The sequence below is a fragment of the Pontibacter aydingkolensis genome (assembly GCF_019443125.1).
GTDB lineage: Bacteria > Bacteroidota > Bacteroidia > Cytophagales > Hymenobacteraceae > Pontibacter > Pontibacter aydingkolensis.
This window is the reverse complement of record NZ_JAHYXK010000027.1, coordinates 1-25738: the sequence shown is the minus strand read 5'-3', so window position 1 is coordinate 25738 and position 25738 is coordinate 1. Positions and strand designations below refer to the sequence as shown.

General features: G+C 44.4%; 26 protein-coding genes, 1 tRNA gene, 1 pseudogene and 1 riboswitch. Of the genes and pseudogenes, 8 read left to right on the top strand and 20 right to left on the bottom strand.

Translation table 11 applies throughout. The features are described 5' to 3' along the window. Window positions 1-26 precede the first annotated feature (26 nt). The 4 genes from K0O23_RS18795 to K0O23_RS18780 form a co-directional block, all read right to left on the bottom strand. Entirely contained in the window at window positions 27-1055 is a 1029-nt protein-coding gene (locus K0O23_RS18795) for a 3'-5' exonuclease (RefSeq protein WP_219878999.1), read from the bottom strand. A gap of 2 nt (window positions 1056-1057) precedes the next feature. Then, window positions 1058-1693 carry an alpha-ketoglutarate-dependent dioxygenase AlkB family protein gene (locus K0O23_RS18790; protein ID WP_219878998.1) on the bottom strand — a complete coding sequence of 212 codons (636 nt, stop codon included), beginning with the start codon at window positions 1691-1693 and terminating at the stop codon, window positions 1058-1060. 47 nt (window positions 1694-1740) lie between these two features. Further along, the gene (locus tag K0O23_RS18785; RefSeq protein ID WP_219878997.1) at window positions 1741-2070 is read right to left on the bottom strand and encodes a hypothetical protein; all 330 of its coding nucleotides are present in this window, start codon (window positions 2068-2070) and stop codon (window positions 1741-1743) included. Window positions 2071-2380: 310 nt separating this feature from the next. After that, window positions 2381-2454 (bottom strand) — tRNA-Arg (locus K0O23_RS18780). A 179-nt stretch (window positions 2455-2633) separates the two neighbouring features. Between K0O23_RS18780 and K0O23_RS18775 the strand changes: the two genes are divergently transcribed. Then, window positions 2634-3050, top strand: coding sequence for an organic hydroperoxide resistance protein (locus tag K0O23_RS18775; protein ID WP_219878996.1), 417 nt, complete (start codon window positions 2634-2636; stop codon window positions 3048-3050). A gap of 124 nt (window positions 3051-3174) precedes the next feature. On the opposite strand, the gene sucC is transcribed toward K0O23_RS18775, so the two are convergent. Continuing rightward, on the bottom strand, window positions 3175-4377 hold the full coding sequence (sucC, locus tag K0O23_RS18770) for an ADP-forming succinate--CoA ligase subunit beta (RefSeq protein ID WP_219878995.1): 1203 nt from the start codon (window positions 4375-4377) through the stop codon (window positions 3175-3177). Window positions 4378-4556: 179 nt separating this feature from the next. On the opposite strand from sucC, the gene K0O23_RS18765 reads away from it, so the two are divergent. The 4 genes from K0O23_RS18765 to K0O23_RS18750 all read left to right on the top strand — a co-directional run bounded on the left by K0O23_RS18765 (window position 4557) and on the right by K0O23_RS18750 (window position 9844). Next, the gene (locus K0O23_RS18765; RefSeq protein ID WP_219878994.1) at window positions 4557-5609 is read left to right on the top strand and encodes an AI-2E family transporter; all 1053 of its coding nucleotides are present in this window, start codon (window positions 4557-4559) and stop codon (window positions 5607-5609) included. A 161-nt stretch (window positions 5610-5770) separates the two neighbouring features. Next, window positions 5771-6436 (top strand): ABC transporter ATP-binding protein, encoded by a 666-nt coding sequence (locus tag K0O23_RS18760; protein WP_219878993.1) that lies wholly within the window; start codon window positions 5771-5773, stop codon window positions 6434-6436. 585 nt (window positions 6437-7021) lie between these two features. After that, complete coding sequence (locus tag K0O23_RS18755) at window positions 7022-7804, top strand: hypothetical protein (RefSeq protein WP_219878992.1); 783 nt, start codon at window positions 7022-7024, stop codon at window positions 7802-7804. Between the two features lie 132 nt (window positions 7805-7936). Continuing rightward, a complete protein-coding gene (locus tag K0O23_RS18750; RefSeq protein WP_219878991.1) occupies window positions 7937-9844 on the top strand; it encodes a RecQ family ATP-dependent DNA helicase in 1908 nt (635 codons plus the stop codon). Between the two features lie 153 nt (window positions 9845-9997). Here K0O23_RS18750 and K0O23_RS18745 read toward each other — a convergent pair whose 3' ends face one another. Next, complete coding sequence (locus tag K0O23_RS18745; RefSeq protein WP_219878990.1) at window positions 9998-11032, bottom strand: LLM class flavin-dependent oxidoreductase; 1035 nt, start codon at window positions 11030-11032, stop codon at window positions 9998-10000. Continuing rightward, window positions 11032-12012 carry an ATP-grasp domain-containing protein gene (locus K0O23_RS18740; protein ID WP_219878989.1) on the bottom strand — a complete coding sequence of 327 codons (981 nt, stop codon included), beginning with the start codon at window positions 12010-12012 and terminating at the stop codon, window positions 11032-11034. Before K0O23_RS18740 ends, K0O23_RS18745 begins: the two co-directional genes overlap by 1 nt. A gap of 374 nt (window positions 12013-12386) precedes the next feature. Beyond that, a riboswitch (SAM riboswitch) is annotated at window positions 12387-12489 on the bottom strand. 205 nt (window positions 12490-12694) lie between these two features. On the opposite strand from K0O23_RS18740, the gene K0O23_RS18735 reads away from it, so the two are divergent. Beyond that, on the top strand, window positions 12695-13078 hold the full coding sequence (locus K0O23_RS18735; protein ID WP_317195713.1) for an endonuclease domain-containing protein: 384 nt from the start codon (window positions 12695-12697) through the stop codon (window positions 13076-13078). A 66-nt stretch (window positions 13079-13144) separates the two neighbouring features. Here the strand turns inward: K0O23_RS18735 and K0O23_RS18730 are convergent, their stop codons facing one another. Together K0O23_RS18730 and K0O23_RS18725 are read right to left on the bottom strand one after the other, a co-directional pair. After that, entirely contained in the window at window positions 13145-13369 is a 225-nt protein-coding gene (locus tag K0O23_RS18730; RefSeq protein WP_219878988.1) for a VF530 family protein, read from the bottom strand. A 44-nt stretch (window positions 13370-13413) separates the two neighbouring features. After that, entirely contained in the window at window positions 13414-13833 is a 420-nt protein-coding gene (locus K0O23_RS18725; protein ID WP_219878987.1) for a nuclear transport factor 2 family protein, read from the bottom strand. Between the two features lie 103 nt (window positions 13834-13936). On the opposite strand from K0O23_RS18725, the gene K0O23_RS18720 reads away from it, so the two are divergent. Then, window positions 13937-14554 carry a YdcF family protein gene (locus K0O23_RS18720; RefSeq protein WP_219878986.1) on the top strand — a complete coding sequence of 206 codons (618 nt, stop codon included), beginning with the start codon at window positions 13937-13939 and terminating at the stop codon, window positions 14552-14554. A 331-nt stretch (window positions 14555-14885) separates the two neighbouring features. Here the strand turns inward: K0O23_RS18720 and K0O23_RS18715 are convergent, their stop codons facing one another. The 4 genes from K0O23_RS18715 to K0O23_RS18700 all read right to left on the bottom strand — a co-directional run bounded on the left by K0O23_RS18715 (window position 14886) and on the right by K0O23_RS18700 (window position 18172). Beyond that, window positions 14886-15533, bottom strand: a complete 648-nt coding sequence (locus K0O23_RS18715) for a hypothetical protein (protein WP_219878985.1) — start codon at window positions 15531-15533, stop codon at window positions 14886-14888. 33 nt (window positions 15534-15566) lie between these two features. Then, complete coding sequence (locus K0O23_RS18710) at window positions 15567-15947, bottom strand: SRPBCC domain-containing protein (RefSeq protein ID WP_219878984.1); 381 nt, start codon at window positions 15945-15947, stop codon at window positions 15567-15569. A gap of 66 nt (window positions 15948-16013) precedes the next feature. Next, window positions 16014-17159: a helix-turn-helix domain-containing protein gene (locus tag K0O23_RS18705; RefSeq protein WP_219878983.1), complete on the bottom strand. Its 1146-nt coding sequence runs from the start codon at window positions 17157-17159 to the stop codon at window positions 16014-16016. A gap of 218 nt (window positions 17160-17377) precedes the next feature. Continuing rightward, complete coding sequence (locus K0O23_RS18700) at window positions 17378-18172, bottom strand: S1/P1 nuclease (protein ID WP_219878982.1); 795 nt, start codon at window positions 18170-18172, stop codon at window positions 17378-17380. Between the two features lie 252 nt (window positions 18173-18424). Between K0O23_RS18700 and K0O23_RS18695 the strand changes: the two genes are divergently transcribed. Beyond that, window positions 18425-19372, top strand: a complete 948-nt coding sequence (locus K0O23_RS18695; RefSeq protein ID WP_219878981.1) for an NADP-dependent oxidoreductase — start codon at window positions 18425-18427, stop codon at window positions 19370-19372. 244 nt (window positions 19373-19616) lie between these two features. Here K0O23_RS18695 and K0O23_RS18690 read toward each other — a convergent pair whose 3' ends face one another. The 7 genes and pseudogenes from K0O23_RS18690 to K0O23_RS18660 all read right to left on the bottom strand — a co-directional run bounded on the left by K0O23_RS18690 (window position 19617) and on the right by K0O23_RS18660 (window position 25396). After that, entirely contained in the window at window positions 19617-21230 is a 1614-nt protein-coding gene (locus K0O23_RS18690) for a M1 family metallopeptidase (protein ID WP_219878980.1), read from the bottom strand. Window positions 21231-21278: 48 nt separating this feature from the next. Beyond that, a complete protein-coding gene (locus K0O23_RS18685; protein ID WP_219878979.1) occupies window positions 21279-21641 on the bottom strand; it encodes a nuclear transport factor 2 family protein in 363 nt (120 codons plus the stop codon). Window positions 21642-21747: 106 nt separating this feature from the next. Continuing rightward, window positions 21748-22167 (bottom strand): annotated as a pseudogene (gene arr / locus K0O23_RS18680) (NAD(+)--rifampin ADP-ribosyltransferase). Window positions 22168-22233: 66 nt separating this feature from the next. Continuing rightward, on the bottom strand, window positions 22234-22599 hold the full coding sequence (locus tag K0O23_RS18675) for a DUF2200 domain-containing protein (protein WP_219878978.1): 366 nt from the start codon (window positions 22597-22599) through the stop codon (window positions 22234-22236). A gap of 169 nt (window positions 22600-22768) precedes the next feature. Beyond that, a complete protein-coding gene (locus K0O23_RS18670; RefSeq protein ID WP_246597216.1) occupies window positions 22769-23155 on the bottom strand; it encodes a hypothetical protein in 387 nt (128 codons plus the stop codon). Window positions 23156-23280: 125 nt separating this feature from the next. Then, entirely contained in the window at window positions 23281-23664 is a 384-nt protein-coding gene (locus tag K0O23_RS18665) for a carboxypeptidase-like regulatory domain-containing protein (RefSeq protein ID WP_219878977.1), read from the bottom strand. A gap of 532 nt (window positions 23665-24196) precedes the next feature. Next, on the bottom strand, window positions 24197-25396 hold the full coding sequence (locus tag K0O23_RS18660) for a phosphoglycerate kinase (RefSeq protein WP_219878976.1): 1200 nt from the start codon (window positions 25394-25396) through the stop codon (window positions 24197-24199). Window positions 25397-25738: the final 342 nt, after the last annotated feature.

Below are 25738 nucleotides of genomic sequence, written 5' to 3'. Positions count from 1 at the left end.
GGGTATATATGTGGGATGGCTGTTCATTAAAGCAATTCTTTTTGGTAAGTGGAAATATTAAGGAAGGCTAAATCTTTGCTGCTAATTAAGAACAAGTTGCGTCTTGCTCTTGTCAAAGCGACATAATAATCCCTTTCTGTTATTTTAGCCAGTGTTAAGTTAACTATATTACTTTGGTAATCCTCAAAATCTGGGATAATAACTGTATCGAATTCAGTGCCTTTAGATGACTTAAAAGTGGTCACATGTACATTTTCAATTGTTGAGAGTTCTTCGTCTTGGTAGACATATTTTGAGCAACGTATTCCTGCTGATTGAATAAGATTATAGAACTGTTCAACGTGTTTAGTAAGAGGAACTAATATTGCAATGTTGTGCGTATCAGAGCGGAATTCATTTATAATATCAATGATAGCTTTGTCTTGTTTTCGTTTATCAAAGTTCGTCACAAGTAAAGTGGGCTTATTGCCTCTTCTACCGTCCTCTAACAAAGTGTCTAATGTTGATTGCGGAATCAAAATATTGGGGAGCATAGCCCTTACAAAGAGCATAATTTCATAGGAGTTCCTGAAGTTTTCATACAAAATAAAGCTTCTATTCCGTGGGAATTTCTCTCTTAAAGCATGTTCTGTAGTAGCTTTGTCAGGAAAAACAATTTGCTTATCATCTGCTCCATAGGAAATAGAAGGAGCATGTCTACTTATAATGTCATACTTTACTGCCTCAACATCCTGTGCTTCATCTATTATAATTTCATCATAATTTAACCTACCCCAGGCACTTACCCATTTATAAGTCCTATTAACATTTTCACCAGCAACTGGATGTTCTGAATGAGCAGATGCTGCTAAATAGGTTCTTAGAGTAACTGTATAAGTTAGAAGTAAACTTCTCTTATTACCTATACCATAATTTCTAATATGTCTCCATAGTGATACAACACTTTTACCTGTTCCTGGACCACCAGACACTGCAATTGCATCAGGTTCATTAAGTACAGCTTGTTGTTCAACAGTCAAATCTGTTATAAGGGGGAGGTTGAAATAGTATGGCATTGTTATTTAATCACTCTAAAGGTTAAGTTTATTCTCGCATTGATATTCCTGCCAGTTTTAGGAACTTGGTGTTGCCAGTAGTGTTGTAGTTCGCCTTGCATAATTAGAAGTGACCCATGATTCAATTCAATCTCTAATTTCTCCTTAGTATGAATGTGGCGCAACTGGAATTTTCTTGTTTCCCCAAAATTGACTGAAGCAATTACTGGATTGCGCCCAAGTTCTGGTTCAGCATCAGTATGCCAAGAAATTGAATCGTTGCCGTTACGATAAAGATTTAGAAGTACACTATTGTAAACCACATTCGACTTAGGCTCAATGTGTTCTTTTATTTTCAACAAGGATTCTGTCCAAGGATTAGGATTAAGAGTAATTCCTGAAAACTTGTATGGTTTGTCGTTATCTCCGTACCATGCGGTCAATCTTGGGAAGTTGACTTGCTTCCCGTACATGTTCATTGATTCTTGCTTCCATAGAATATTGGCTTTTAATTCTTTGAAAAAAGAGTCGCTCTCATGTTTTGGAAAGAAGTTGGGAAAAAAGTAGAACTCACCATTCTTAATAGAATTATAACCTGGTTTCACTATTGGGTTATCAGTTCCACTATTCGTATTCCCAAATATATCTAATTGATTCATATAGTAAATATAATATTTATATTTGATTGCAAACATTCAATGTTAGTCTATTCAAATAGTATGTGAGCAATCTTTTCTTTCCTTCGACCTTTCATCCAAGCTTTGAAGCCACTGAGCGAATTTTCTAAACCCAAACTTATGCTTGTGCCTAATGTAGTGCAAATGCTTTTCTGGCTCTTGATTTCGTTAATTATCCAAGCTTCTGTGATGGTGTTAGTTTTTGTCAGTAAGTGGAATTCTACATAGGATATAATACCAAAGTGCTGGTCTCTACAATCGTTTATGTATTTTCTAAACAACCTATCAAACTCGTGGTTGGTAGCTTCAACGTTTAACTGTTGTAGTTCTTCAAAAATATCTTCGTATTTACTTTTCATGGTTTACAAGTGTTTAAGTTCAAGCTTTATAAACCAGAAATAGAAAATGTTTTAAATCGGCATTACCTTTTTGTTAAAGCTGATATAGTAGAACTGAATGAGTGAAGAAGAAAGTGATGGATATTTATTATCTTTAAACAAGACACTATACCTTCTGAATATAATATTTCTTAGTATAAGGAAGGAAGCACTATACAACAATACACGCTTACTATACAACATTTAGACGATTTGTTGTATAGTAAGCAGATTATTGCAAGATATCTTATTGATTTTAAACTTGTTAGCGAGGAAGTTTCTAACAAAATAGCGCACCCGAGAGGATTCGAACCCCTAACCCTCGGAGCCGAAATCCGATATTCTATCCAGTTGAACTACGGGTGCAGGATGTGTGCAAAAATAGGAACTATGCTGATAAAAGGAAACAATCTCCTCAAAAATGTATAAGATAGTATAATCCTTTTAGCGCTTTGCTCATTTATACAGCTAAGAGGCAAAACATTACATCAGTAAATTCGGTTTATTATACTTTAAACAAAATTATAAACACAACAAAGAATGCTATGGAAAAGGTATATACTGCAGAAGTAACTGCAACAGGAGGCCGCCGTGGCCATGTTACCTCTTCGGATGGGGTGTTAGATATGCCCTTGTCTTTACCGGAAGGCCTTGGGGGTGAGACTGGAAAAACTAATCCGGAACAGTTGTTTGCTGCAGGGTATGCGGCCTGTTTTCAAAGCGCTTTGCTGCTTGTAGCTGGCAAACAACATGAACGCTTAAATCCTGAGTCAACGGTAAAGGCACATGTTGACCTTTTAAAGTCAGATAATGGAAAGTATGGGCTTGGGGTAAAGTTAACTGTGGATCTGAAAGATATGGGTAAAGACAAGGCCCGCCAATTGGTAGATGAAGCCCACCAGGTATGCCCGTATTCTATAGGTGTACAGGGCAACGTGGAGGTACAACTGGAGGTGGTTTGAGTTTGGGAGTTAAAAAGTTAAAGAGGTAAAAGGATTCCAAAATCCTTAACTCTTCCTAAAGTATAAAAAAACAGAAAAGGCTGCCAGTTACGGCAGCCTTTTCTGTTTTTTTATACTTTGTGGATTAAGCTCCAACTTCAGCTAAAACCTGCTCTACTTTTTCAGCGGCTTCTTTAAGCGCAACTGCAGAGTAAACTTTTAGGCCAGACTCGTCGATTATGCGGGCACCTTCTTCAGCATTTGTACCCTGAAGGCGAACGATGATCGGAACACGGATATCACCGATGTTTTTGTAAGCCTCTACCACTCCGTTAGCAACTCTGTCGCAACGAACGATACCACCGAAGATGTTGATCAGGATAGCTTTTACATTCGGGTCTTTCAGGATAATGCGGAAACCAGCCTCAACTGTCTGTGCGTTTGCCCCACCCCCTACATCAAGGAAGTTAGCAGGCTCACCGCCAGAAAGTTTGATGATATCCATGGTCGCCATTGCAAGACCTGCACCATTTACCATACAGCCAACGTTACCGTCAAGCTTTACATAGTTCAGGTTAGAAGCGCTTGCCTCAACTTCCAACGGATCTTCTTCAGATGTATCGCGCAGAGCAGCAAGGTTCTTATGACGGAACAATGCGTTATCGTCTAAGTCTACTTTAGCATCTACGGCCAGTATTTTATTGTCTGATGTTTTAAGAACAGGGTTGATCTCGAACATAGAAGAGTCGGTGTCAACGTAAGCTCTGTACAGGTTGGTTACAAACTTAACCATCTCTTTGAAAGCCTCGCCCTCTAAGCCGAAAGCAAAAGCGATCTTACGCGCCTGGAAGCCCTGTAGGCCAACAGCCGGGTCGATCCACTCTTTAATGATTTTTTCAGGAGAATGCTCAGCAACTTCTTCGATGTCCATACCACCTTCAGTAGATGCCATGATCACGTTTCTGCCTTTAGCGCGGTCAAGCAGGATGCTCAGGTAGAACTCTTTTGGCTGAGACTCACCTGGGTAATATACATCCTGTGCAACCAGAACTTTCTGTACCAGTTTGCCTTCAGGGCCAGTCTGGTGCGTTACCAGTGTCATGCCAAGTATGTCGTTAGCGATCTGCTTAACCTGGTCCAGGTTTTTAGCAAGTTTCACGCCACCGCCTTTACCACGGCCACCTGCATGAATCTGTGCTTTGATCACATGCCAGCTTGTGCCGGTTTCTTCAGTAAGTTTCATGGCAGCCTTTACCGCCTGGTCTGGCGTTTCGGCCACGATGCCCTCTTGTATGCGTACGCCGTAGCTTTTTAAAATGTCTTTAGCCTGATATTCGTGTATGTTCATGCTTTCAGTTTTAATGGACGCACGAAAGTACGCCTTTATCCCCTTAAATTCAAGTAAAGCGTTTTTAAAATATTGCGGGTTAGGGCAGCAACCTATGTTTTATACTTTAGTCTGCAAAGCAGTTTGTAACGAGCCTTTAACAATATAAGTATGAAGGCATATACTTAGACATTTTATCTATGACAGACAGCTATACTTTTGCAAAACGTGTGGCCATTGCGGCACTGATTATACTTTTGATCGGTGCGGTATTTTATATGCTTGGCCGGCATGGCTATTTTTTCCTGCTTGTATTTGCGGGTATTTTACTGGCTGTGCTTTTTAGTGGCATTGCCGAGTGGCTGCAAAATAAACTGCACCTAAAACACAGTCTGGCCCTTTTGCTGTCAGTTTTGATTTTTTTTGGTACGCTGATAGGAGCCTTTATACTTATTGCACCTACCGTTAGCGAACAGGTACAGGAGATGAGGCAGACTATTCCGTCGGCTGTTTCCAAGATACAAGGCTGGCTGGAAAGTTTCGGACTTGGGCAACAGCTAATGAAAAGGGTGCCAGATAATATGAATGAGATGCTGCCAGCGTCTAAGGGGATATTCACGAAGGTGTCATCTGTTTTTTCCGCCACACTAAGTATACTTGCCGACATTTTAATTGTAATAGTAACGGCAATTTTTCTGGCAGCCAACCCAAAACTTTACACGTTAGGTTTCTCAAAACTATTCGCGGTTAGGCATCGCAGAAGGATATTGGAGGTACTGGATAAGTGCTACACTACACTAAAGATGTGGCTGCTGGCTATGTTGCTGGCCATGACAATGATCGGTATAAGCACTGCAGTTGGGTATAGCCTGATAGGCCTTCCGCTCGCTATGGCGTTAGGGCTGATTGCTTTCCTTTTTGCCTTCATTCCTAACATCGGCCCCTGGATTGCTGCTTTACCCGCTTTACTGGTTGGGCTAACCATTAGTCCGCAAATGGCACTGTATGCTATGTTGGTGTATGGGGGTATTCAGATAGTGGAGAGTTATGTGATCACACCAGTTATCTTTCATAAAACGGTAGACCTGCCTCCTGCCTTGTTGCTTTTTTTTCAAGTGCTGCTGGGTATACTTCACGGTGCCATAGGCTTGTTGCTTGCGGCACCTATCCTGGCAGTGCTGGTGGTGGTGGTAAATGAGCTCTACATTAAGGATGTGCTGGAGGAAAAGCACAAGCCAGTTACTGAAGTATAGCATAGTGTCTTATACGAGTACTTAAGCTTATGTGAGGAAGTGTAAAGCTTGCTGCATAGCTAGTTTACATCAGAATAAATGCTGCTAACCTACCTTTACAGATTATTTTGTAGATTTGGCAGAATAAAAGCGGTAACGCAAGCCGGAACAAATTTTAAAAAGTGCTGCAGGTAAAAAACATCCACAAAAAGTATGGTTCGCTTCAGGTACTGAAGGGGATCGATTTAGAAATTGGAGCAGGAGAGGTTGTGTCTATTGTAGGGGCTTCGGGTGCCGGCAAAAGCACACTGCTGCACATTTTAGGTACCCTGGACACAGCTGACTCCGGTGAGGTTGTTTTTGAGGGGAAGAACATTGCCCGCATGGGTGCTACCGAGATGGCGCGTTTTCGTAACAGGCACATCGGTTTCATATTTCAGTTTCATAACCTGCTGCCTGAGTTCACCGCCCTGGAAAATGCCTGCCTGCCGGGTTTCCTCGCGGGCCGCTCCGAGAAGGAAGTGAGCGATAAGGCTGAGCAGCTATTAGGCATGCTGGGCTTGTCTCACCGTTTACATCACAAGCCTTCCGAAATGTCGGGTGGTGAGCAGCAGCGTACAGCCGTTGCCCGCGCTTTGATCAACTCTCCAAAGATTATCTTTGCCGACGAGCCAAGCGGTAACCTTGATTCCAAAAACGCACAGGAACTGCACGATATTTTTTTCAGACTACGCAACGAGTTCAACCAGACCTTCGTGATCGTAACCCACAACGAGCAGTTGGCAGGTATGGCCGACAGAACGCTTGTCATGAAAGACGGCCAGATAGTTTCTGAAGTAGAGATCTAGTAAGCTAGCACCTTTACGTGTGCGGTCCAACTACCCCCGCCCCTCCTTAACCAAGGAGGGGAGTCTTGTACTTAATAGATCAGAAGTTTAAGTTTCATTGTCACAGCTATCTCGCGGACAGGTCGCGACCTGTCCCTACAGAGCAGTAATCATACTATGTAGTTACCTCTTAACCTCCCTTCCTACAAGATCCCTTCAGGATGACAAAGAAGAAGACAGAGCAACTATTGTGAAGAAAGAAGAAGTAGTAGTAGCAGACTCCCCTCCTTGGTTAAGAAGGGGCAGGGGGGGTGGACCACGGTATTAAAGACAATTCTACTCACCACTTGGCTTCTAAAGTTAGATAAAGTATATAACTCCCAATCTCTCTAACTTTCCAACTCTCACCTTCGTACCTAAACTTTACCCTTTACACAACTTTTAGCCAATTTTCAGCTTGGGGAACAGGGTAACTAATTATCTTGAAAGTAATTTGTAACTGGTTGATTATCAGTTATATAAATTCTATATTTTTTGTAATTTTTTGCACTATTTACTGGGCTGTTATGTTTGATATATGTACTAAAACATGAAAGCTAATAAGATATGAATCAACCAGTTAAAGAGACGAAGGTGCAGAAGAAAGCCAAGATTGAGAGCTACGATATTGCCAAGTCTGATGAGACGCTTCACTTGGCTGTTGACTTAGCTAAGTTCATCAAAGAGAATCGCTTATACCAGAATATACAAGGCAAAGAGTATGTAAATGTGGAGGGATGGCAGTATGCCGGATCTCGTTTAGGTATTCTGCCGGTGGTAGAGCATGTAATTAACATCAGCACCGACGATGAGATCAAGTATCAGGCAAAGGTTAATTTGCTGGACCTGCGCAGCCAGCAGGTTGTGGGAGCCGGTTTCGCGATATGTTCTAACAAAGAGCAGGGCAAAAAGTATTACCAGGAGTTTGCAATTGCCTCTATGGCTCAGACCAGGGCAATTGGCAAAGCATACCGTAATATTTTAGCATGGATTATTCGCGCTGCCGGTTATGAGCCAACTCCTGTAGAGGAAATGGACTATGGCGGAAACGAAACAGCTGCTAAGCCAGCTGTTCCGACAGAGAAAAAGCCAACTATGAAATCTGCCTCATCTGCACAAGCTGCTGAAAGCGCAGCAACAGAAGAGCAAAGTGCCAGCGTACGCTATGCCTCTGCCAAGCAGAAAGAAGAGATTATCCGTTTGCTGAACAACCCGACTATTACGCGCCAGGAGAAAACAAAGATGTTGCTTAACATTAACCGTTTTGATGAAGAGCGTGCCGCACAGGCCATCGAGAAGCTGAAAAAAGTGATCGAGGACCGTGAAGACGGACAGTCTGCTGCAGCGTAATTTATAGATACCAGTAGCTAAAGCCCCTGCTTTTTGAAGCAAGGGCTTTTTTACGCTTCCAAGGTTGCCCTGCTAATTTCTGCTAATATAACACAAAGCATTATCTTAGCGGTTGAATTCAGCCAACACCAAGTGCAAGACATCCACCACATCCTTAAAACCTATTGGGGCTATGAGCAGTTCAGGCCTTTGCAGGAGGATATTATCCGTTCGGTGCTGGACGGGCACGATACGCTGGCGCTTTTGCCTACGGGTGGTGGCAAGTCTATTTGCTTTCAGGTGCCGGCCATGGCGCTGGATGGGTTGTGCCTGGTAATTACGCCGCTTATCGCCCTGATGAAGGACCAGGTAGAGCAGCTAAAACACAGGGGTATTTCTGCGGTAGCCATTTACTCTGGCATGAACCGCCGCGAAATTGACATTACTCTGGATAACTGTGTGTACGGTGGTGTTAAGTTTTTATACTTGTCGCCGGAGCGTTTGCTTACAGAGTTGTTTCAGGAGCGCGTAAAGAAGATGAAAGTGGGGTTGCTTGCCGTAGACGAGGCGCATTGTATTTCGCAATGGGGCTACGACTTCAGGCCGCCCTACCTGCAATTGGCTGAACTCCGGAGTATACTTCCGGGAGTAACGGTTATTGCCCTTACAGCAACTGCCACCGAGCCTGTTAAAGCCGACATCCAGGAGAAACTTAAGTTCCCGAAGCCTAACGTTTTCCAAAAAAGCTTTGCCCGGGCCAACCTTTCGTACTCCTGCCTTTACACCGAAGATAAAGTATCACGCCTGCTCGAGATCTTGCAGCGCATGCAGGGCCAAAGTATAATTTATGTGCGTAGCCGCAGGCAAACCGTGGAGCTGGCTAAGTTTCTGAAGAGCCGACGTATTTCAGCTGCTGCCTACCATGCCGGTTTAAAGTTTGAAGAACGCAGCCAGGTGCAGCAACTTTGGATAGAAGATAAAGTACGGGTAATGGTAGCCACTAACGCTTTTGGTATGGGCATCGATAAACCTGATGTGCGGTTAGTTGTGCATATAGATCTGCCTGAAAGTTTAGAAGCCTATTATCAGGAAGCAGGCCGGGCTGGCCGCGACGAAAAGTATGCCTATGCAACCATACTTTACGGACCCAACGACACGAACGAACTGCTGCAGAAAATAGAAGACGCCCACCCGCCTGTGGAGTTTATCCGAAGGGTTTACCAGTGCCTGGCTAATTATTACCAGCTGGCAGTAGGCAGTGGTTTGCTCAGCAGCTTTGACTTTGACCTTGCTGACTTTTCAAAGCAGTATAAATTACAGGCGCTGCAGGTGCACCATGCCATAAAACGCTTGGAAAGCGAAGGCTATATTCAACTGAATGAGGGCTACTATATTCCCTCCAGGTTATACTTCACAGTAGAGAATGTTGCGCTCTACGAATTTCAGCTTGCGAACCCGACATTGGATAAATTGATACAGACTATACTTCGCACCTATGGCGGCGAAGCGTTTGTGAATTTTGTGAAGATTTCGGAGCCAAAGCTGGCAAAACAACTGAACCTAACGGAGCAGGAACTGCGCAAAAAGCTGGAGTACATGCAAAAGCTACAGTTACTGGTGTATGAACCGCAGCACGACTCGCCACAACTGGTGTTCACTAAACCCCGTCAGGATGCCAATACCCTGGTGCTGGACATAGCCAAATTAAGCCAGCTGCGAAAGCGAGCCCAGGCACAGGCAAAGGAGATGGTGCATTATGTAGAAACCACAAACCGCTGCCGCACGCAACTCTTACTCGCATACTTTGGTGAGATAAACGATACCAGTTGCCGCATCTGCGACTACTGCCTTGCCGAACGTAAAAAGCAACGCGAAGGGCAGGATGAGACACAGCTACGCAGCAAAGTTTTAGAGCTACTGCAGGTTAAGCCATACTTGCCAAAAGAGCTGGTGCAGCAGTTTGAGCCGAAGTACCAGGAGCATGTTGTAAGAGTGCTCCGGGAATCTTTGGACCAGGGGGAGCTCAAACAACTGACAGATGGCAAGATCAAAATATCCTAGTAGAAGGGTTGTACTAACACCATAACTATCAAAGTAGCTGGTATATTAAGCTTTTTTGATGATGGGTGTGTAATAAAAAATCCCCTGCTGCTAAAAGCGACAGGGGATTCAGGTTAGTTTAGTTAACTGGTTGTTTAAAGTGTGATAATTATGTTAAGCAGTGGCTGATAAAGTATGCGCTTTGATAACCGAGTCAGAAAAACGCTCCATCTCCTCTAGTTGCGGACTGCACTGCAGTAAGAAGAAATCAACACCTACTGCCTCGAACTCGGCCACTCTGTCCTGTACCTGGGCTGGCGTACCTACTAAGCCAGAACGCAGCCCACGGTTAGACACCGAGTAATCCTGCAGAGACAGTTGCTGCTCCAGTTGCGTACCTGATAGCCATTGCTGGTAGTTCTTAAAACCAGCTGCTGATGCTTGCACATTTGTAATGCGGTTCAGCTCCTTTTTAACTTCAGCATCAGAATCGCGCACAATGCTATAAGCAGCCACACCGAATTTAAGCGGAGGCAGGCCAAGCGCGTCGCGTCGGCGTTTCATGTCGTCGATGCGTTTGCCGATCTGCTCAGGGGAGTCGCCGTGCATTACGTAGCCGTCGCATTGGCTTGAGATCATGTTCTTAGCTGCCTCAGACTCACCGCCAGCATACAGGAATGGCTTTTTGACTGGCTTCGGCTGCAAGATGTTATCCTCCAGGTTATAGTATTTGCCCTGATAACTGAAGTGGTCTTTTTCCCACACGTTGGTAATAATATCCAGCCACTCGCTGGTGCGGGCATAGCGGTCGTCGTGTTGCTCGAACTGTATGCCATATTTTAGAGCCTCATCGCGCCACCACGACGATACCACGTTTAGCGAAAGCCTGTTGTTACTGATGTGCGCAATGTTTGCCGCCTGCTTTGCCAGCAGCGCCGGGTTATGGAAGGTAGGTCGAACTGCCACCATTATTTCCATCTGCTCTGTTACAGCTGCCAGTGCCGCTGCCGTAGACCAGGCATCTAGTGCCGGAGCCTCTTCACCTTTTATATCGTTCAGGTAAAGCTCTGCTATAAGTGACAGGCTGTAGCCCCAGCTCTCGCTGTTTTGGGCTAACTTTTTAATGTAGTCCCAAGAGGTGTCCATGCCTTCGTCAGGCACGTTGCGCAGCCATCCTCCAAAAACGGGTAACCAATATCCGAATTCCATTATTTTACCTCCTCCAGTTTAAGTTCAGCTTTTGTTACCAGGTACTCTGCCAGGCGTGCGTGCGGGTTAAAACCTATCACATTCACAGCATCTGCCACAAAGTTCGACAGCGCATTTACATCGTAATAGTATAGCTGCCCGTCGCGGTCATCCACCATGTACTCGATGCCACCCACGTCAATGCCGGCTTCCTGCACAATCTTCTCAATAGCGTCAATCACATCTTGTGGCGGAGTATAGGCTTCTACACGCATGCCATTTTTGGGGGCATCGATGGCGCAGGCGTTACGCACCAGCTCTTTGCCGCCAGTAGTCTGGCATATGTCGGCAGGGCAGAGGTTAAAGCTTTCACCGTCGGTGTATACTTTAATGGCATACAGGTACTTACCGCCCAAGGTCTCTACTCTGTTGATGTGGCCGTCACGAGCCGTAATATACTCCTGCACCAGCGCCGTGTGGTCTATGCCCAGGCTGATCTGGTTTGTAGATACAGCCAAGGCCAACTCTTCAGGAGAGTCGAAGCGGGTGATGCCAGCGCCGCTACCACCTATGTTTGCTTTTACCACAATCGGGTAACGCAATCCTTCTGCGGCAGCAATGGCCTGTGAGGCATGGTTGATGACTCTTGATTTTGGATAAGGCAGTCCTAGTTTCTCCAGCAAGCTAAGCTGCAGCGCTTTAGAGGTTTCGTGTTGAAAGGCTTTGTAGCCATTTACCACCGGAATACCCTTTGATTCAAGGTGTGCCAGCAGGCTTAACGTGTAGAAAATGCCGTTCTCGTTGTTGCGCAGGTAAGCCGATGGGCTCATGCGGTTAAAGAATAAGCTGTAAGGGATTTCCTGTGCCGTAATGTCATAGGTATGGCGGGCAGCATCCAGACTAACATATGGAATTTCGTTCTGATCGAGCTCGTTGAAAAGCGGCTTAAACCACTCCTGGTGCTCATAGAAAATAGCGATTGGTTTTACTGATGTAGACATAGTTGTTTCTGATTAAAAGTATAAGTATAGCCAGCCAGGTGAGGAAATATCACCTGAATTAGTATTGCTAAAATGACTTGGGAAAAGAGTAGGACAGGAGGTGACGTACCCAAAAATATAGATACAATTACTCCAGTAGCTTTCTGGTAAGGACACAGAAAGCCAGGGCTACTCAGGAGACTGCAGCAAGAGTATTAATTATTATGAGCACCGAAAGTGCTACAACAGGTTTATACTTTGCCCAGTTGTGTTAGCAGCAACAGCAACAACAACAGAAATGCGTAGATTGTAAAGTAGTAGTGCCGACGTTTGATCGGTTGAAAATGTTTGCCTGTGCGGCAGCAAGATGAGATACTGAAATTTTCATTTTTGTGAATTTATATCCCCTAAATTTTTTAGGCAGGAATTAGCACCTTGTTTTTAAACTGGTTGCTAGAAGTTCACAGAGCCTGTTCTCTCCCTTCTTCTTTATAAATCAAATCCTGTGAGGGTAATTGACTTTACAGATGCAAAGTATGCACACGATTTTCAGAAATCCAAATTTTTGTGTAAAAATAATGTAGGTACATGGGTAGGTTGTGGTGAAGCCGGTTCTCAGCACCGTTTCCAACCACCCCTGCCCCTCCTTGTCTAAGGAGGGGAGTTTTACCTACTTAATGTACTTTTTTGCGTTTACTCAACTTTGCTGGTTTACGAAAAAGGGATTGGAATGGCGCTTCATAATAGAAAATATTTGAGGGATAACCGCAGGGAGCTAAGAAGAAATTTAACTCCTGCAGAAGCAGAGCTATGGAAATATCTGAATGATTCTCAGTTGGAAGGTCGCAAGTTTAGACGCCAGCACAGCATAGGTAACTTTATACTTGACTTCTACTGCCCTTCCGAACGTCTGGCAATTGAGTTAGATGGGCAAGTGCACGAGCATTCTGTTGCGGAACAGGCAGATATGGTGCGAGATCAAAAGCTATATAAACTAGGCATCAAAGTTCTGAGATTTGAAAATCAAGATGTTTTCCAACAGTTAGATGCCGTGCTACAAGAAATCAGCGCTTGCTTCAGTAAGTAAAGAACTCCCCTCCTTAGACAAGGAGGGGCAGGGGTGGTTGGAAACGGTAATTAGAAAAACTTGCCCTTACCCTCTCCGCAAAGTATAAAGATACAAGCTCTCCACCTTCTCTCTTGCCCAAGGGGTTTTGCGCAGAAAAGCCAGGCTGGATTTTATACTTGGGTTGTTCTTGAAGCAGTTGATGTTGATCTTGTGGCTGAGTTCATCCCAACCATAGTAGTCCACGAGGTGTTCGAGAATTGCCTGCAGCGTTTTGCCGTGCAGTGGATTGTTCTTTTGTTCTTCTGCCATGGGTACAAAGGTATAAAGTAGAAACTACAATTTATACGTACAGGCTAATTGCTGACAGGAGGTATAAACGTCACTTCAACTATCAAACCATTCTTTACACGGTAAACGGCAATTGCATCGGTTCGGGGCTGACCTTTGGTTCGCTGCACTTTCTCCTGGTCTATTACCACCTCACCGGCAACAATGCGGTTTACTATTTCGCAGTGCAGATCCGGGGTGGCGGCAAACATGGCACCGTAGCGTTTTTTTAACTCATCGCGGCCCTGATAGGTAAGCACACCCGGCTGGCGGTATACTTTCACATCCTCGCTAAAGGCGCTGGCAAATTTCTCTATGTCGCGGTTGTTGTAAGCCTCCAGTTGTTGCTTTACCGGTGCTAAAAGAGCCTCATTATCTAAGTGCTGCTGGCTGTAAGCGGTCATGGTTAGAAGTACAAGTATGGCAGAAAGTACAAATATTCTCATGTTTGTGTTGCTGGGTTAATGTTGCAATTTACCACTTCCGCAGGAAATCATTATATACTTTTAAACAAGTTACCAAAAAGCCATTGCTTCGTATATTGCTCCTATGCTAGAAGAACTCATCATCCGTACCCTCTGCGACACCCTGCCACCGGCACCAGCCGATGCCGTTTTCCTATTCGGGCAGACAGAAGATAATCAGCAGTCGGTATTTGCCTCTGCTGTATACTTACTGAGCAACAAACTGGCAAAAAAAGTCATGTTTCTGGAAACAGAACCTTTGAGTGGTTACCCCGGGTTTGATGCTTGGCTAGAGGAGTTGGAAAAGCTTGGCATAAAAAAGGAGGAGATAGAGCCTGTGCCAGTAACCCCAGGCACAAGCAGCCTGAACACGCGCGTAGAAGCACAGAACGCCATAAAGCATGCCAAAAAGATTGGTTATGAAAGTGTAATTGCAACAGCCTCTCCGTTTCAGCAGCCTCGCGCTTTTATGACGGCTGTAACTGCTGTACAGGAACATTACCCGAAGCTGAAAGTATACAGTTACCCCGGCAGAAACCTGTCGTGGTGCGAAAAGGTGGTGCATTCTCAGGGAAAGGTAACAGGCACGCGCGCCCAATTGATAGCCGGCGAAATGGAACGCATACACAAGTATGGCAACATGGGTGATCTGGCTAAGGTAGAGGAGGTGCTGGATTACCTGAACAGGAGAGACAGCTTTTAGTTATTCGTTATTAGTTGTTCGTTATTCGGAATGTAGAGACGCAATACTTTGCGTCTTGCTTGCTATAGTAAGGCCTGTACCAGAAGTATAAAAGACTAAAGTACAAGTATCGTAAAAATTTCGGGGCCAGCCGTAAAATGCCCTGAATAATGAGCAGGCAATTTACTTTTTCGGCTTTTGATAAGCGTTATTCTGCGTTAATTATTTTCCCATAGTTTTTGTGAGTATAGGTTCTGCTGCCTTTTAATGTGTCATGTTGATTAGATGCAGACGTTATATTTCAGGTTGCTTATGGATAAATAATTTTAACAAAGACTGGAAAATCAGGGTTTTAGTTTGAGCACATCACTTGAATTCCCTTTATAAACCTGAGGTCGTGATATTTTTCGTATGCTTCTTTGCAGCAAAGCGTTTCTGAAGTAAAGGATCCTTTGCGCAGCATTGGCAGGGGCGTTGTGCTGGTGTCTACTATTCGGCCATCTACGTCGTAATACTGGCTTTTTTCCGTTACTGTACCGTATTTGTACTGTTGTTTAGGTGTGTTTTCCGGATCAAGCAGTGTTACTTCCAGGTAGCTGGCTGACTGATCATCTCCCTTATGAAATGCAAGCGAAGCCACCTGTGCTGGGTTGATCTTTGGCAGTGTATTATGCTCAAAGTATTTGTTTCGGATCTTAAGCTTTGCCTGATGCTCAAAATATTTCAGTACAGGGTGGTTGCTGTTTTTTACCTCAATACCGAACACTAAAACGTGCATGCTCACATTTTCTGAATGGACCCGCCTTAAAACGATCTCGTCAGGCTTAAAAAGATACATGACATTGTTGCTGGTTTTTACACCATTAACAATAGCATGGCTTTGGTCTTCGGCGTAATGAACAACGGTTGTTTCTTTTGTTTTGCGTACATATTGGCCGCTCTGTGCCAGCGCAAACTGGCAGGTAAAAACCATTAACAGCAGTAGGTATGTTGTTTTCATGATGGAGTTGGGTGAGTACAAAGTATAATGCTATTAGTCTTCGTAGAACTCAATCAGTGCACCAAAATAGGCTTCGTCCCAACCTTGTGTAATATCATCATAAGCCTCATCGGGGATGTTGCTGTGGCGCAGTTCTGCCGAGGTGCCATACTTATGAGGGTGCAGTTTGATGGTAACAATAGAGGGTTCTTCCTGCTCGCCGAAATACCATTGCTGCACGATTTTTTTGTTTTCTTCAAACTCTAAGTTCTTGCCCACAATGCTGCCCTCAAACAACTCAAACTCAGACCCAGGCTCTGTAGACATTACCGCACTGTCGCCAGACCAAAGCTGTATTGTAATGGGCTTGGTCAGGGCCACGTAAACCTCGTCCGGAGAAGCCGGGATAATGTAGTATTTCTTATAGTCTTTCATGTAAAGGTGTTATGTTGATAGTAAGTTAGGTATTTAGATTCGCAGAAGTATAAAAAGTATAAACTTTCAGACCTTCTGTGATTTGTTTTCGGCTACCAGCGCTACAAATTCTTTTGGCGTTATGTTCTCAGAGGCTTTGAACACCCGCTGGAACGTAGCCATGGAGTTAAACCCCGAATCGAGGGCAATACCGGCAATGGTCAAGGTTTTAGTTTCGTGGCGTGCTAGGCGGCGCTTTACTTCAGCAACTCTGTAATCGTTAACGTACTCGCTAAAGCCTTTTTGCAGGTGCTGGTTAAGTACCGCCGAAATGGTTTTAGAACTGATGTTGATATGATCGGCCAGTTTACCTACCGTAAGCTCCGGATCCAAGTATAACTTATCAGTTTCCATGGCTTTCGAAAGTGCCTTTTCGCACTTCTCAACTACCTCGTTATCTATCCCCTCAAAGTATGCGTTGGTTCTTTTCTGCGACTCTACCTGCACTACTTTAATGCGGTAAAAACCGGTAATGCCCAGCCAGTAAATAAACAATACCTGCAATACCTCGATAGGATAGTAGTAGCTACTTTGGTTTGCTTTAAACACCACAGGGTAAACCATAGTTACGGCCCAGGCAACGCCCCACAGCACGGTGAACAGGTAAAGCGTGCGCAGCCATTTATAGGGTGTTTGTTCTTCTTCAGGGGCTAGTTGGTTACGCTTGTTCTGCAGCCACAACTCCCTACCCGAAAGCACCAGGTAAAACCAGAATGCCACGACCGCCAGGTTATCCGAAGCCACGTTGTGCAATACGTCCAGGTCGGCACTCCAAAGGCCCAGCACAGTGCCGCGCTGGTTAAGGGTGGCGATGAGAAGTATAAAAAGGCGCAGCGCAAGCTGCACTCCCACTATGGCAAAATGCTTGAGTAACGTTTTTGTGGAGAATCCTTCAGGCTGTGTAAAAGACCGGATGTATAAGTATAAACAAGGCCCAAGTCCAAAAATAAGGACGTTCGGGAACAGGCTGAAAAAGTAATTGAATGTGGTAATGTTAGAACTCCAGCTAAAGGTTTCGAGGCCGTTATAAACAAGTATGAGCACCAGCAGCGCCAAAAAGTTTTTGCTGCCTGAAATGCGTTCTTCCGGCCGCGAGAAGAGTAATACCAAACCAAGTATAAGCCCCTGCAGCGCACCAAACAGAATGACGATATCAAAGAGGCTTAAGTACATGTTTGCTTCCGGCTTTGTAATATGGTAGAGGTTACTAATATAGGAAAGATTCTTTTAAATGGCTCAGGCTAATAGTATAGATTTATATGGATGTTGTGCTGTTGCAGAATTTACTTCTTCTGGCAGAGGGCCAGAAAAAGTATAAGCTCATCGAAGCAAAAGCCCCGGCAGAGTATAGAATACCTTGCCGGGGCCTCAAATGTATTAAAGTATAAAATTTATCCGAAGATTTCGTTCAGTAAACCTGCCAGTCTAACGCCACCTTTCAACAGCTGTTCGTTCATAGTGTTTACGTGGTCAAAGTTATACCTGTAGCCAAGTTTTTCTTCCGGTTTTACGCCTGCGTACAGCTTATCAGCTATCTGGTAAGACTCATGTATCCAGGTGCTGATCGGGGCCTGCTGCCAGGTGCTGCGCTGCGTTTTGCTTACATAGTTAAGTACAGTGGCGTATTCGGTATAGCTCAGTTGTTGATACTCGATCAGTTGCTCGTCCCAGAGCCTGTGCAGGTTGGTAGGGGAATTAAACCAGGTCAGTCTTACCCTGTTGCCACCTAAATCTTCTGGTCTGCCAGCGTGCATCGGCTGGTGAATGTCGCCTACCATGTGGATCACCAGGCGCAGGTACATTTCCTTTTTGTCTTGTGGCAGGTCTTTCTTCTTCAGTTCACTTACCATCATGTTCAGTTTAGTATACACGTTGGTAGTGGTATCCTGCATTATACTGGCTGTAAACTGGTCAAGGGTAAGGCCCTGCTTAAAATTGATGTAGTGCCATGGACCCAAGTAGTCATACGACGGGTCGGATTTTATAAAGTCGGCCCAGTTGCTGGCCATGGCAACGGATTCGTTGCCAAGTACTTTCTCAATATTCTTGCGTGCTTTTTTAGTCAGGTGCCTATCGGCTATCTCGCCTACAATGCGGTGCCCCAGCATACCCCATGCCATTGCCTGCGACGGCAAGTATACCATCAGGCCAATCAGTACTAATTTCTTGAAGAATTTAAAATCCATCTGAGTTTTTGTTTATCCTGTGTGATGGTGCAAAGAACGGTAATTTTTAGGCAGATGAAAAGTAAAATGTAATTTCTGGATTGTAAAGCGGCGATTATCAGAAACCTAGCAATTCTTATAGTGTGCTCACTTCTGAAACGATATGCTTGATAAGGTTACAGCATCAGCCTGCCAAGAAACACTTGCCGCACTAAAACCTTTTGTCTAAGTAAAAGTTGAAGATGATTAAATACCAGAATGAAAGGCATGACTATGAAAGCATATGTAGTAAACGAACCCGGAGGCATCGAAAAACTTCAGATACAAGAGATAGATAAGCCCACTCCAAAAGCAGGTGAATTGCTTGTTAAGGTAAAAGCCATCAGTATAAACCCTGTTGATACGAAAACACGTGAAGGAAAAGCCTTTTATAATGCACTGGCAGAAAATCCACCGGTTATTATTGGCTGGGATATTTCGGGTGTGGTAGAGGCAGTGGGAGAGGATGTTAAAGTATTTAAAGAAGGCGACGAGGTGTTTGGGATGGTTAATTTTCCGGGACAGGGCAGAGCCTATGCCGAGTATGTTGCCGCACCAGAGGCACATCTGGCCCACAAGCCAGCCAACATTCCGCACCACGAAGCCGCCGCCGCTACCTTAGCCGCCCTTACGGCATGGCAGGCGCTAGTGCACCAGGCCGGTTTAAAAGCGGGCCAACGAGTATTGATACATGCAGCTGCTGGCGGTGTAGGCCATTTTGCGGTGCAGATTGCCTCATACTTTAAGGCTACAGTTATAGGCACGGCGTCACCAGAGAATCACGACTTTATCAGAAACATGGGAGCTGCCGAGCAGATTGATTACCACCAGTACGACCCTGCCAAAGTAGTGATGGACGCTGACATTGTGCTGGACTCGCTGGGGGAGGAAAATACCCGTAAATCATTGGGAGCCTTAAAAGACGGCGGCACCATTGTATCTATACTTGGCGGAGCAAAAGAGGCGGTGCAGGAAGAGGCGAAGAAGCGCAGCATAGCGGCAAAGAACTACCTGGTGCACTCCAGTGCTGAGGATATGGAAAAGATAGCAGAATTGATGCGTCAGGGACATTTACGACCGCACGTTTCACATGTCTATACTTTCAAGGATTTACCCAAAGCCCACCAGCAGGTAGAAACCCGAAAAACCAGGGGAAAGGTAGTAGTAAGCCTGGATGAATAAAGTAAAGTATAGCCGTGGTTTATACTTTGCGCAGCTCCAATATCGAAGGGTACAGCAGCTTTTGTCATTTCGAATATGCCTGAGACGCGAGTCGAAAGGGGCCAGCGTAGTTGAGAGAAATCTGGAGCATTTCACAGTTCCGCAATAATTCAGATTTCTCCCGAAGGTCGAAATGACAGCTTAATTTTTAAGTCAATGGTATTGGGTAAGCACTAGCAGACTGCCAATAATTATACTTTATACTTTAGCTGCTCCTTTTTTCCGTCGTTACTTTCTTCAGATACCAGCCCTTCTCATCTACTACAGGTGCTTGCTTTGATGTTACCATTACAGGCTTATTCGACAGCTGCAAGCGTTGTGTGCCGGAATCGGTTTTAACATCCATGGGTAAACTGAAGTTGATGTTAGTAATCTGCAAAGTATACGTGTTGTCGCCGGTCTGTTTTACCAGCACTTCCGGTACTTTGGTGGTGCGCAGGTACATATCAAAAAGAGGCGTTATATCATGATTGGTGTTGGTGTTAATGTAGTTCTGCAAATCGAAAGTCTTTACCTGGTTGCCGTGTATATACGCCGAATCAGTTACGAAACCTTTAATGGTTTTAAAGAAAACCTCATCTCCCAGAATATAGCGGACGGTATGCATTACATAAGCGCCTTTGGTGTAGATCTCGCCGTGGTAGGCCTCATCGGAAGTGGCAAACTCTTTTACAATGATTGGCTTTTCATTTCTGATATTACGCCCGATTTGCTTTACGTGGTTCAGGTAAGCTTCGTGGCCGCCATGCTCCTCTATAAACAACCAGTCGCCGTAGGTGCAAAGGCCTTCTTGTATCCAGAAATCAGCCCAATCTTTTACGCTTACTTTGTTGCCCCACCACTCGTGGCCCAACTCGTGGTACAGCAGCCAGTCGTGGGTTACATCGCCTACTTTGGTAAACCTGTAGTTGTTGCCGTAAGCGTTAATGGTCTGGTGCTCCATGCCTAAGTATGGAGTTTCTACGATACCGATCTTTTCTTTCCAGTAAGGATATTCGCCAAAATACTTCTCCTGGGTACGCACACTGTTTTCCAGCACAGCCATCAACTCCGGAAGCCTGGCCTCGTTTTGCTGCAGCAGGTATATAACCATGGGCACGGTGTTGCCATTTACGGTAGTATAATTTTGCTGCGACTTCACAAAATCGCCTACCGTAAAGTTAATGTTGTAGTTGTTAATGCTGTAATTGGTTTTCCAGTGGTAAGTTATCTGGCCTTTGTTCTCCCTCTCTGAAATAAGCAAACCGTTGGCCGCCACTTTATAAGGTGCCGGCACGGTAATATGCTGGTCTACGCCTTCTTCAGGCTCGTCGGAGGGGTGGTCTTTGCTGGGCATAAAAATCTTGGCTCCTTCGTTCTGCGACGACAAGCCAATCCAGTGTTTGCCGTTGGCATCTTTCGCAAATGTAAAGCCTCCCTGCCATGGCGGACGAACGGCCTCTGGTGTAATGCCGGCATAGTTTACTTTAACTTTTACGCGTTGCCCCGGCTTATACTTTTTCTTTAGCTGCACATCCAGTCCGTCTTTGGTTCGGGTGTACTGCGCTTTTTTTCCATCTACATGTACCTCGCTTACTTTGTACCTGTCAATCAGGTCGAGCCTGATAAGCTCTATCGGCGACACGATGGCCACCGTTGCTTCTGCCCAGCCGGCAATTGACTTATCCTCAGGGTTCACAGCCAGGTTTAAGGTGTAATGCTTTACATCATAAGCTGCCTGTGCCAGATCTACAGGTCCGCCCCAGGTCCAGTTATCGTCCTGGGAATTGGCTTTTAAGCAACCAAAAACGAGTAGCGCAATAATAAGGTACTTTTTCATAGGCGTGGAGGCTTAATATCTTTTTAGCTTTTTTGTTATACTTTAAAATCAGGCTTGGGGTACGGGAAGGTTATGGGCTCTCAGGAAAGAAAGTTTATCCCAGTAGCCTCTCTGGAAGATGATCTTGCCATCTACCACATGAAAAAAGCCACAGCCCCTAAGCCCCATCGGGTCTTTCCATTCCAGTATGGCCCATTCGCCGTCTTCAAACATATTCTCGACGAGGCAAACCATTTTAGCGGCAGCAAACTCGTTTTCAAACATCTCCCGTATAGCGTCTTTCCCCTCTACAGGTTTGTTGGCTACCTGGTGGTTTACCGCATCTGGATGATAAAGCGCTGCTAATGCATGGGCATCTGCTTTATTAAAAGCCTCAACCCATTGCCGCAGAATTTCTTTTGGCTTGCCCATACTTTATAAGGCTATACTTTTGAGCTTTAGCACACAAGTTAATAAATATGGGGGAGAAGTATAAGCTTAAAGCAGGTTAATGCAGCTAAGACGGTTGTTCGTTGTTTTAGTCTTCTATTGCCTCAATGCCCTGCCGCTCAAGTTCGGCGAGGTGGTTTTTCATGGCGTTGAGTTGCTCGGGGGCATGCCCTTGCCAATCGGTTACCTCCCCAATAACTTTAAACGGATGCTGAGAACGGTACGATTATGTGGGATTGCCTGGAAATTTCTTGTCAGTGAGATTTGGATCATCTTCAATTGCACCGGTTGGCTCTGCTAGGTAAATTCTTTCACGCCCTTCGCCCAGGGCAAGTTCAGCTCCCCAGATAGCAGCATCCAGGATGGCTGTAAGATAAATGTATTTCCCTTTTTTCTTTTTGCCGTAATTGGAGTTAAAGCCAACTTCGATCAGGTCGCCTGTTTTCAGATCAGCTTTGGTGCCATGGTAAAACGTCTGTGCATAATCTATGTTACTGTTTTTTTCCATAGTGATGTTTATGTTGAATGAGGCTACCTGGCGCTTTGGGGTAGAGCTATTCTGCTGCCTTACAATTTACGAACTGCGCAATATCTTATCCAGTTTCCTGCCCTTGGCCAGTTCATCTACCAACTTATCTAAATACCGAACCTGCTGCGTTAACGGATTCTCGATTTCCTCTACACGATACCCACAGATAACACCAGTAATGAGTTTAGCATTGGGATTTAGGGAAGCGTGCTGGAAGAATGTTTCAAAAGTTACACTATCATTTAGTAGTTCCTGCAGCTTTTTGTTGCTGATGCCTGTTAGCCACTCTATAACCTGGTGCAATTCTTCTTTTGTTCTGCCTTTCTTCTCCACCTTTGCCAGATATAATGGATAGACCGATGCAAAGGTCATTTTTGCAATGCGCTGATCGTGCGTGTCGGATTTACTCATTCGCTTTTGGTGATAGTTTTTCGTGTATGGTTGCTTATGTTAACGTGCCTGCATTTGCGCACTTGCCGCCATTTTACTTAGGACTAATTAAGTTTGATTTACCTGAGTAGTTCCTGAAAAAGCAGGCATGCATAAAAGCAATGTTAGCTATCTGGCTCATATCTGTAATTTATAAAATTATATACAGGAGAAATCCTCCAATCATAACAGCAAAGGGGGAAATTAATGTAAACATTCGAGGAGTTAAAAAGTCAGCAAATCGATTTGAAAGTCTGTGGTGAAATTTCCGTGGGATTATCATTAATACAATTGAAGTGAGTACAATATACCACCCAATAATCTTAAATGATGGCGGATGAATCGAATGTTCAGCGTAAAGGATAAAAGCAATTGCAGGAATCATTCGAAGAGACAATTCTCCATAGTTGATAAGCGCTGTGCTTCCAGCCTTTCTTAAAGTTGACCTTACAAATGCTGGGATTATTAGCATAAGAATTCCTGATCCAATTAAGAAAACACCAAAAATTATTAGAGTAAACTTCGCAATGATTTCCATTGTAAGATGTTCATAATGTCAGGATTTTTTGGGTAGCAGTTAACGGTTGGGCTAAACGGTGGTGGAGGCCGCCGGCCGTAGGCTGACGTTTAGGTGTTGTTGTGCGGATTATTTCTTCCTTTTTGTTAATAATAAGTCCACATTTTAATGTTTAGCTCCACTATTTCACCTGTTTTAAATTCTACAGAGTCAGTTAAACCGGTATATCCAATAAAGGAGACTCTTATTTGATATTTTCCAGAAGGAATATGTGTGAACTTAAATTCTCCATTTTTATCACAGTTTGCAGTATACAAATTTTGATTATTAGATAATCTTACATCTGCATGTGGTAGATCAATTCTTATTTTAGGGTTAAATACTTTACCAAACACGTTCACGGTTAAAGTATCCATTATACCTATTTCTTTTCTTTCTAAAATAGCGTAATCGTGTTTTTGTCTTGTCACATTTTTACTGCAACTATAAAACAGTATCCCAATTACCAAAGGCAGAATTGTCTTCTTCATATTACGCACAACTAGCGGCTATGCGTAAACATACGGTTATTGACACTATGTGCGAAGGTGGTTTGATCTCTTGATTAATGTAAACAATCGATTTTTTGCCGAATAATGTGCTCATCCACGTCTTTAAATAGCTAATACAATATATAAAATGTAAACGAGCTTTTAATCAAAAGGCACCGGAAATACTAAATGGCCGGGATCGAATGTCTAAAAGATACGAGTTTTGTCCGTAACCTATTTTTTAAAGGGCGGCCAATTTGGTTTAAATAGGATTAAGTAAATAATACAGAATAAAGCGAAGCTCTAAAATGTCCCCTGTAGCCGTTAATACCCGCTTATTATCCGGGTATAAACGGATAGTAGTTTGTAATATTTTACTTAATAAGCTGTTTGCTAGTTTTTTGTGTGAGCTGGAAAGAAGTAATTTAAGCTTAAAGCGAACTTATGCCTTGGTTATTGCACTTTAAAAACAAAAAGTCCCCGGCCACATTGCTGCAACCGGGGACTTTGAAGTATAGCTTAAAGTATAAACTTAGTAATCGTTACGCTCGATAGCAGCTACACCTGGCAAGGTGCGTCCTTCCATGTACTCAAGCAACGCGCCTCCACCTGTAGATACATACGAAACACGATCAGAGTAGCCTAACTGGTTAACGGCAGCAGCAGAATCCCCGCCACCAATCAGCGAGTAAGCGCCACGGCGTGTTGCCTCTACTACGGCCTCGGCTACGGCTTCGGTACCAACTGAGAAGTTCGACATTTCAAACACACCCATCGGGCCGTTCCAAAGTATGGTTTTAGAGTTGCGAATTACCTCTGCATACTGATCCCGCGCTTCAGGACCAATATCAAGTCCCATCCACATTGGTTTGATATGATGGCTTGTGCATGTATCTACGTTGGCATCGTTGCTGAACTCGTCGGCTACAACAGAGTCTACTGGTATCATCAGGTTAACGCCTTTTTCGCGGGCCATAGCGATCAGGCGCTTGGCCAGGTCAATTTTATCAGCCTCCACTAAAGAAGAACCAATGTCGCCGCCGTCGGCCTTTACAAAAGTATAAGACATGCCGCCGCCTATCAGCAGGTTGTCTACTTTGTCCATCAGGCGTTCAATAATCTGTATCTTATCCGATATCTTGGCGCCACCCATAATGGCAGTGTAAGGTCGTTCCACTTTGTCCAGCACACGGCGGGCATTGTCCAGCTCAGCCTGCATTACATAACCCATTAATTTATCGTTAGGGAAGTAACGGGCAATTACTGCTGTGGAGGCGTGCTCGCGGTGTGCTGTACCAAAGGCATCGTTTACGTACACATCGCCCAGTTTAGCCAGTTCCTGTGCAAAAGCAGGGTCGCCTTTTTCTTCTTCTTTGTGGAAACGCAGGTTCTCGAGTAGCAGTATCTCACGCGGTCTTAGTTCAGCCGCCATCTGTTGTGCTTCAGGGCCAATGGCATCCGGAGAGAAACGTACCACCGTGTCAAATTCATCGGCCAGCCGGTCTACTAAATGGCGCAGCGAGAATTTTTCCTCAGGTCCGTTTTTAGGGCGTCCCAAATGCGACATCAGGATAACCGCGCCACCGTCGTTCATGATCTTACGAATGGTGGGTACAGCCGCGCGGATGCGGGTATCGTCTGTGATGTTATACTTCTCGTCAAGCGGCACGTTAAAGTCAACACGCACCAATGCCTTTTTGCCGGCAAAGTTATACTGGTCTACGGTTTTCATGGGGTATGTAGGTTTTGTTACTGTTGTTCGTTATCCGCCGGATTTTGTTGCCATAAATCTTCGGCGAAGCAAATATAGTGAAATGCTTATACTTAGAAATTGTTTAATGGTTTGAAGGTTTTTCGTAGTACTGTGTCTAACCACCCCTGCCCCTCTCCCGAAACAAGTCCGGGATCAATGACTTAACCAAGGAGGGGAGTTTTACTTACTTTTTCTTCTGCCTCATTTTGGAGTTGCTACCTTTATCCGGACATTAAGTTAAGCGAAAATTTAATACCTTAACGCTATGTCACAAGAGAGAAGAAGATTTGACAAGGAGTTCAAGCTGATGGCCGTTGAGCT

Bases quoted from the DNA above. Each gene is read 5' to 3' on its own strand.
- K0O23_RS18795 (WP_219878999.1), bottom strand. From the start codon at position 1,055: ATGCCATACTATTTCAACCTCCCCCTTATAACAGATTTGACTGTTGAA.
- K0O23_RS18790 (WP_219878998.1), bottom strand. From the start codon at position 1,693: ATGAATCAATTAGATATATTTGGGAATACGAATAGTGGAACTGATAAC.
- K0O23_RS18785 (WP_219878997.1), bottom strand. From the start codon at position 2,070: ATGAAAAGTAAATACGAAGATATTTTTGAAGAACTACAACAGTTAAAC.
- K0O23_RS18775 (WP_219878996.1), top strand. From the start codon at position 2,634: ATGGAAAAGGTATATACTGCAGAAGTAACTGCAACAGGAGGCCGCCGT.
- sucC (WP_219878995.1), bottom strand. From the start codon at position 4,377: ATGAACATACACGAATATCAGGCTAAAGACATTTTAAAAAGCTACGGC.
- K0O23_RS18765 (WP_219878994.1), top strand. From the start codon at position 4,557: ATGACAGACAGCTATACTTTTGCAAAACGTGTGGCCATTGCGGCACTG.
- K0O23_RS18755 (WP_219878992.1), top strand. From the start codon at position 7,022: ATGAATCAACCAGTTAAAGAGACGAAGGTGCAGAAGAAAGCCAAGATT.
- K0O23_RS18745 (WP_219878990.1), bottom strand. From the start codon at position 11,032: ATGGAATTCGGATATTGGTTACCCGTTTTTGGAGGATGGCTGCGCAAC.
- K0O23_RS18740 (WP_219878989.1), bottom strand. From the start codon at position 12,012: ATGTCTACATCAGTAAAACCAATCGCTATTTTCTATGAGCACCAGGAG.
- K0O23_RS18730 (WP_219878988.1), bottom strand. From the start codon at position 13,369: ATGGCAGAAGAACAAAAGAACAATCCACTGCACGGCAAAACGCTGCAG.
- K0O23_RS18725 (WP_219878987.1), bottom strand. From the start codon at position 13,833: ATGAGAATATTTGTACTTTCTGCCATACTTGTACTTCTAACCATGACC.
- K0O23_RS18720 (WP_219878986.1), top strand. From the start codon at position 13,937: ATGCTAGAAGAACTCATCATCCGTACCCTCTGCGACACCCTGCCACCG.
- K0O23_RS18715 (WP_219878985.1), bottom strand. From the start codon at position 15,533: ATGAAAACAACATACCTACTGCTGTTAATGGTTTTTACCTGCCAGTTT.
- K0O23_RS18710 (WP_219878984.1), bottom strand. From the start codon at position 15,947: ATGAAAGACTATAAGAAATACTACATTATCCCGGCTTCTCCGGACGAG.
- K0O23_RS18705 (WP_219878983.1), bottom strand. From the start codon at position 17,159: ATGTACTTAAGCCTCTTTGATATCGTCATTCTGTTTGGTGCGCTGCAG.
- K0O23_RS18700 (WP_219878982.1), bottom strand. From the start codon at position 18,172: ATGGATTTTAAATTCTTCAAGAAATTAGTACTGATTGGCCTGATGGTA.
- K0O23_RS18695 (WP_219878981.1), top strand. From the start codon at position 18,425: ATGAAAGCATATGTAGTAAACGAACCCGGAGGCATCGAAAAACTTCAG.
- K0O23_RS18690 (WP_219878980.1), bottom strand. From the start codon at position 21,230: ATGAAAAAGTACCTTATTATTGCGCTACTCGTTTTTGGTTGCTTAAAA.
- K0O23_RS18685 (WP_219878979.1), bottom strand. From the start codon at position 21,641: ATGGGCAAGCCAAAAGAAATTCTGCGGCAATGGGTTGAGGCTTTTAAT.
- K0O23_RS18675 (WP_219878978.1), bottom strand. From the start codon at position 22,599: ATGAGTAAATCCGACACGCACGATCAGCGCATTGCAAAAATGACCTTT.
- K0O23_RS18670 (WP_246597216.1), bottom strand. From the start codon at position 23,155: ATGGAAATCATTGCGAAGTTTACTCTAATAATTTTTGGTGTTTTCTTA.
- K0O23_RS18665 (WP_219878977.1), bottom strand. From the start codon at position 23,664: ATGAAGAAGACAATTCTGCCTTTGGTAATTGGGATACTGTTTTATAGT.
- K0O23_RS18660 (WP_219878976.1), bottom strand. From the start codon at position 25,396: ATGAAAACCGTAGACCAGTATAACTTTGCCGGCAAAAAGGCATTGGTG.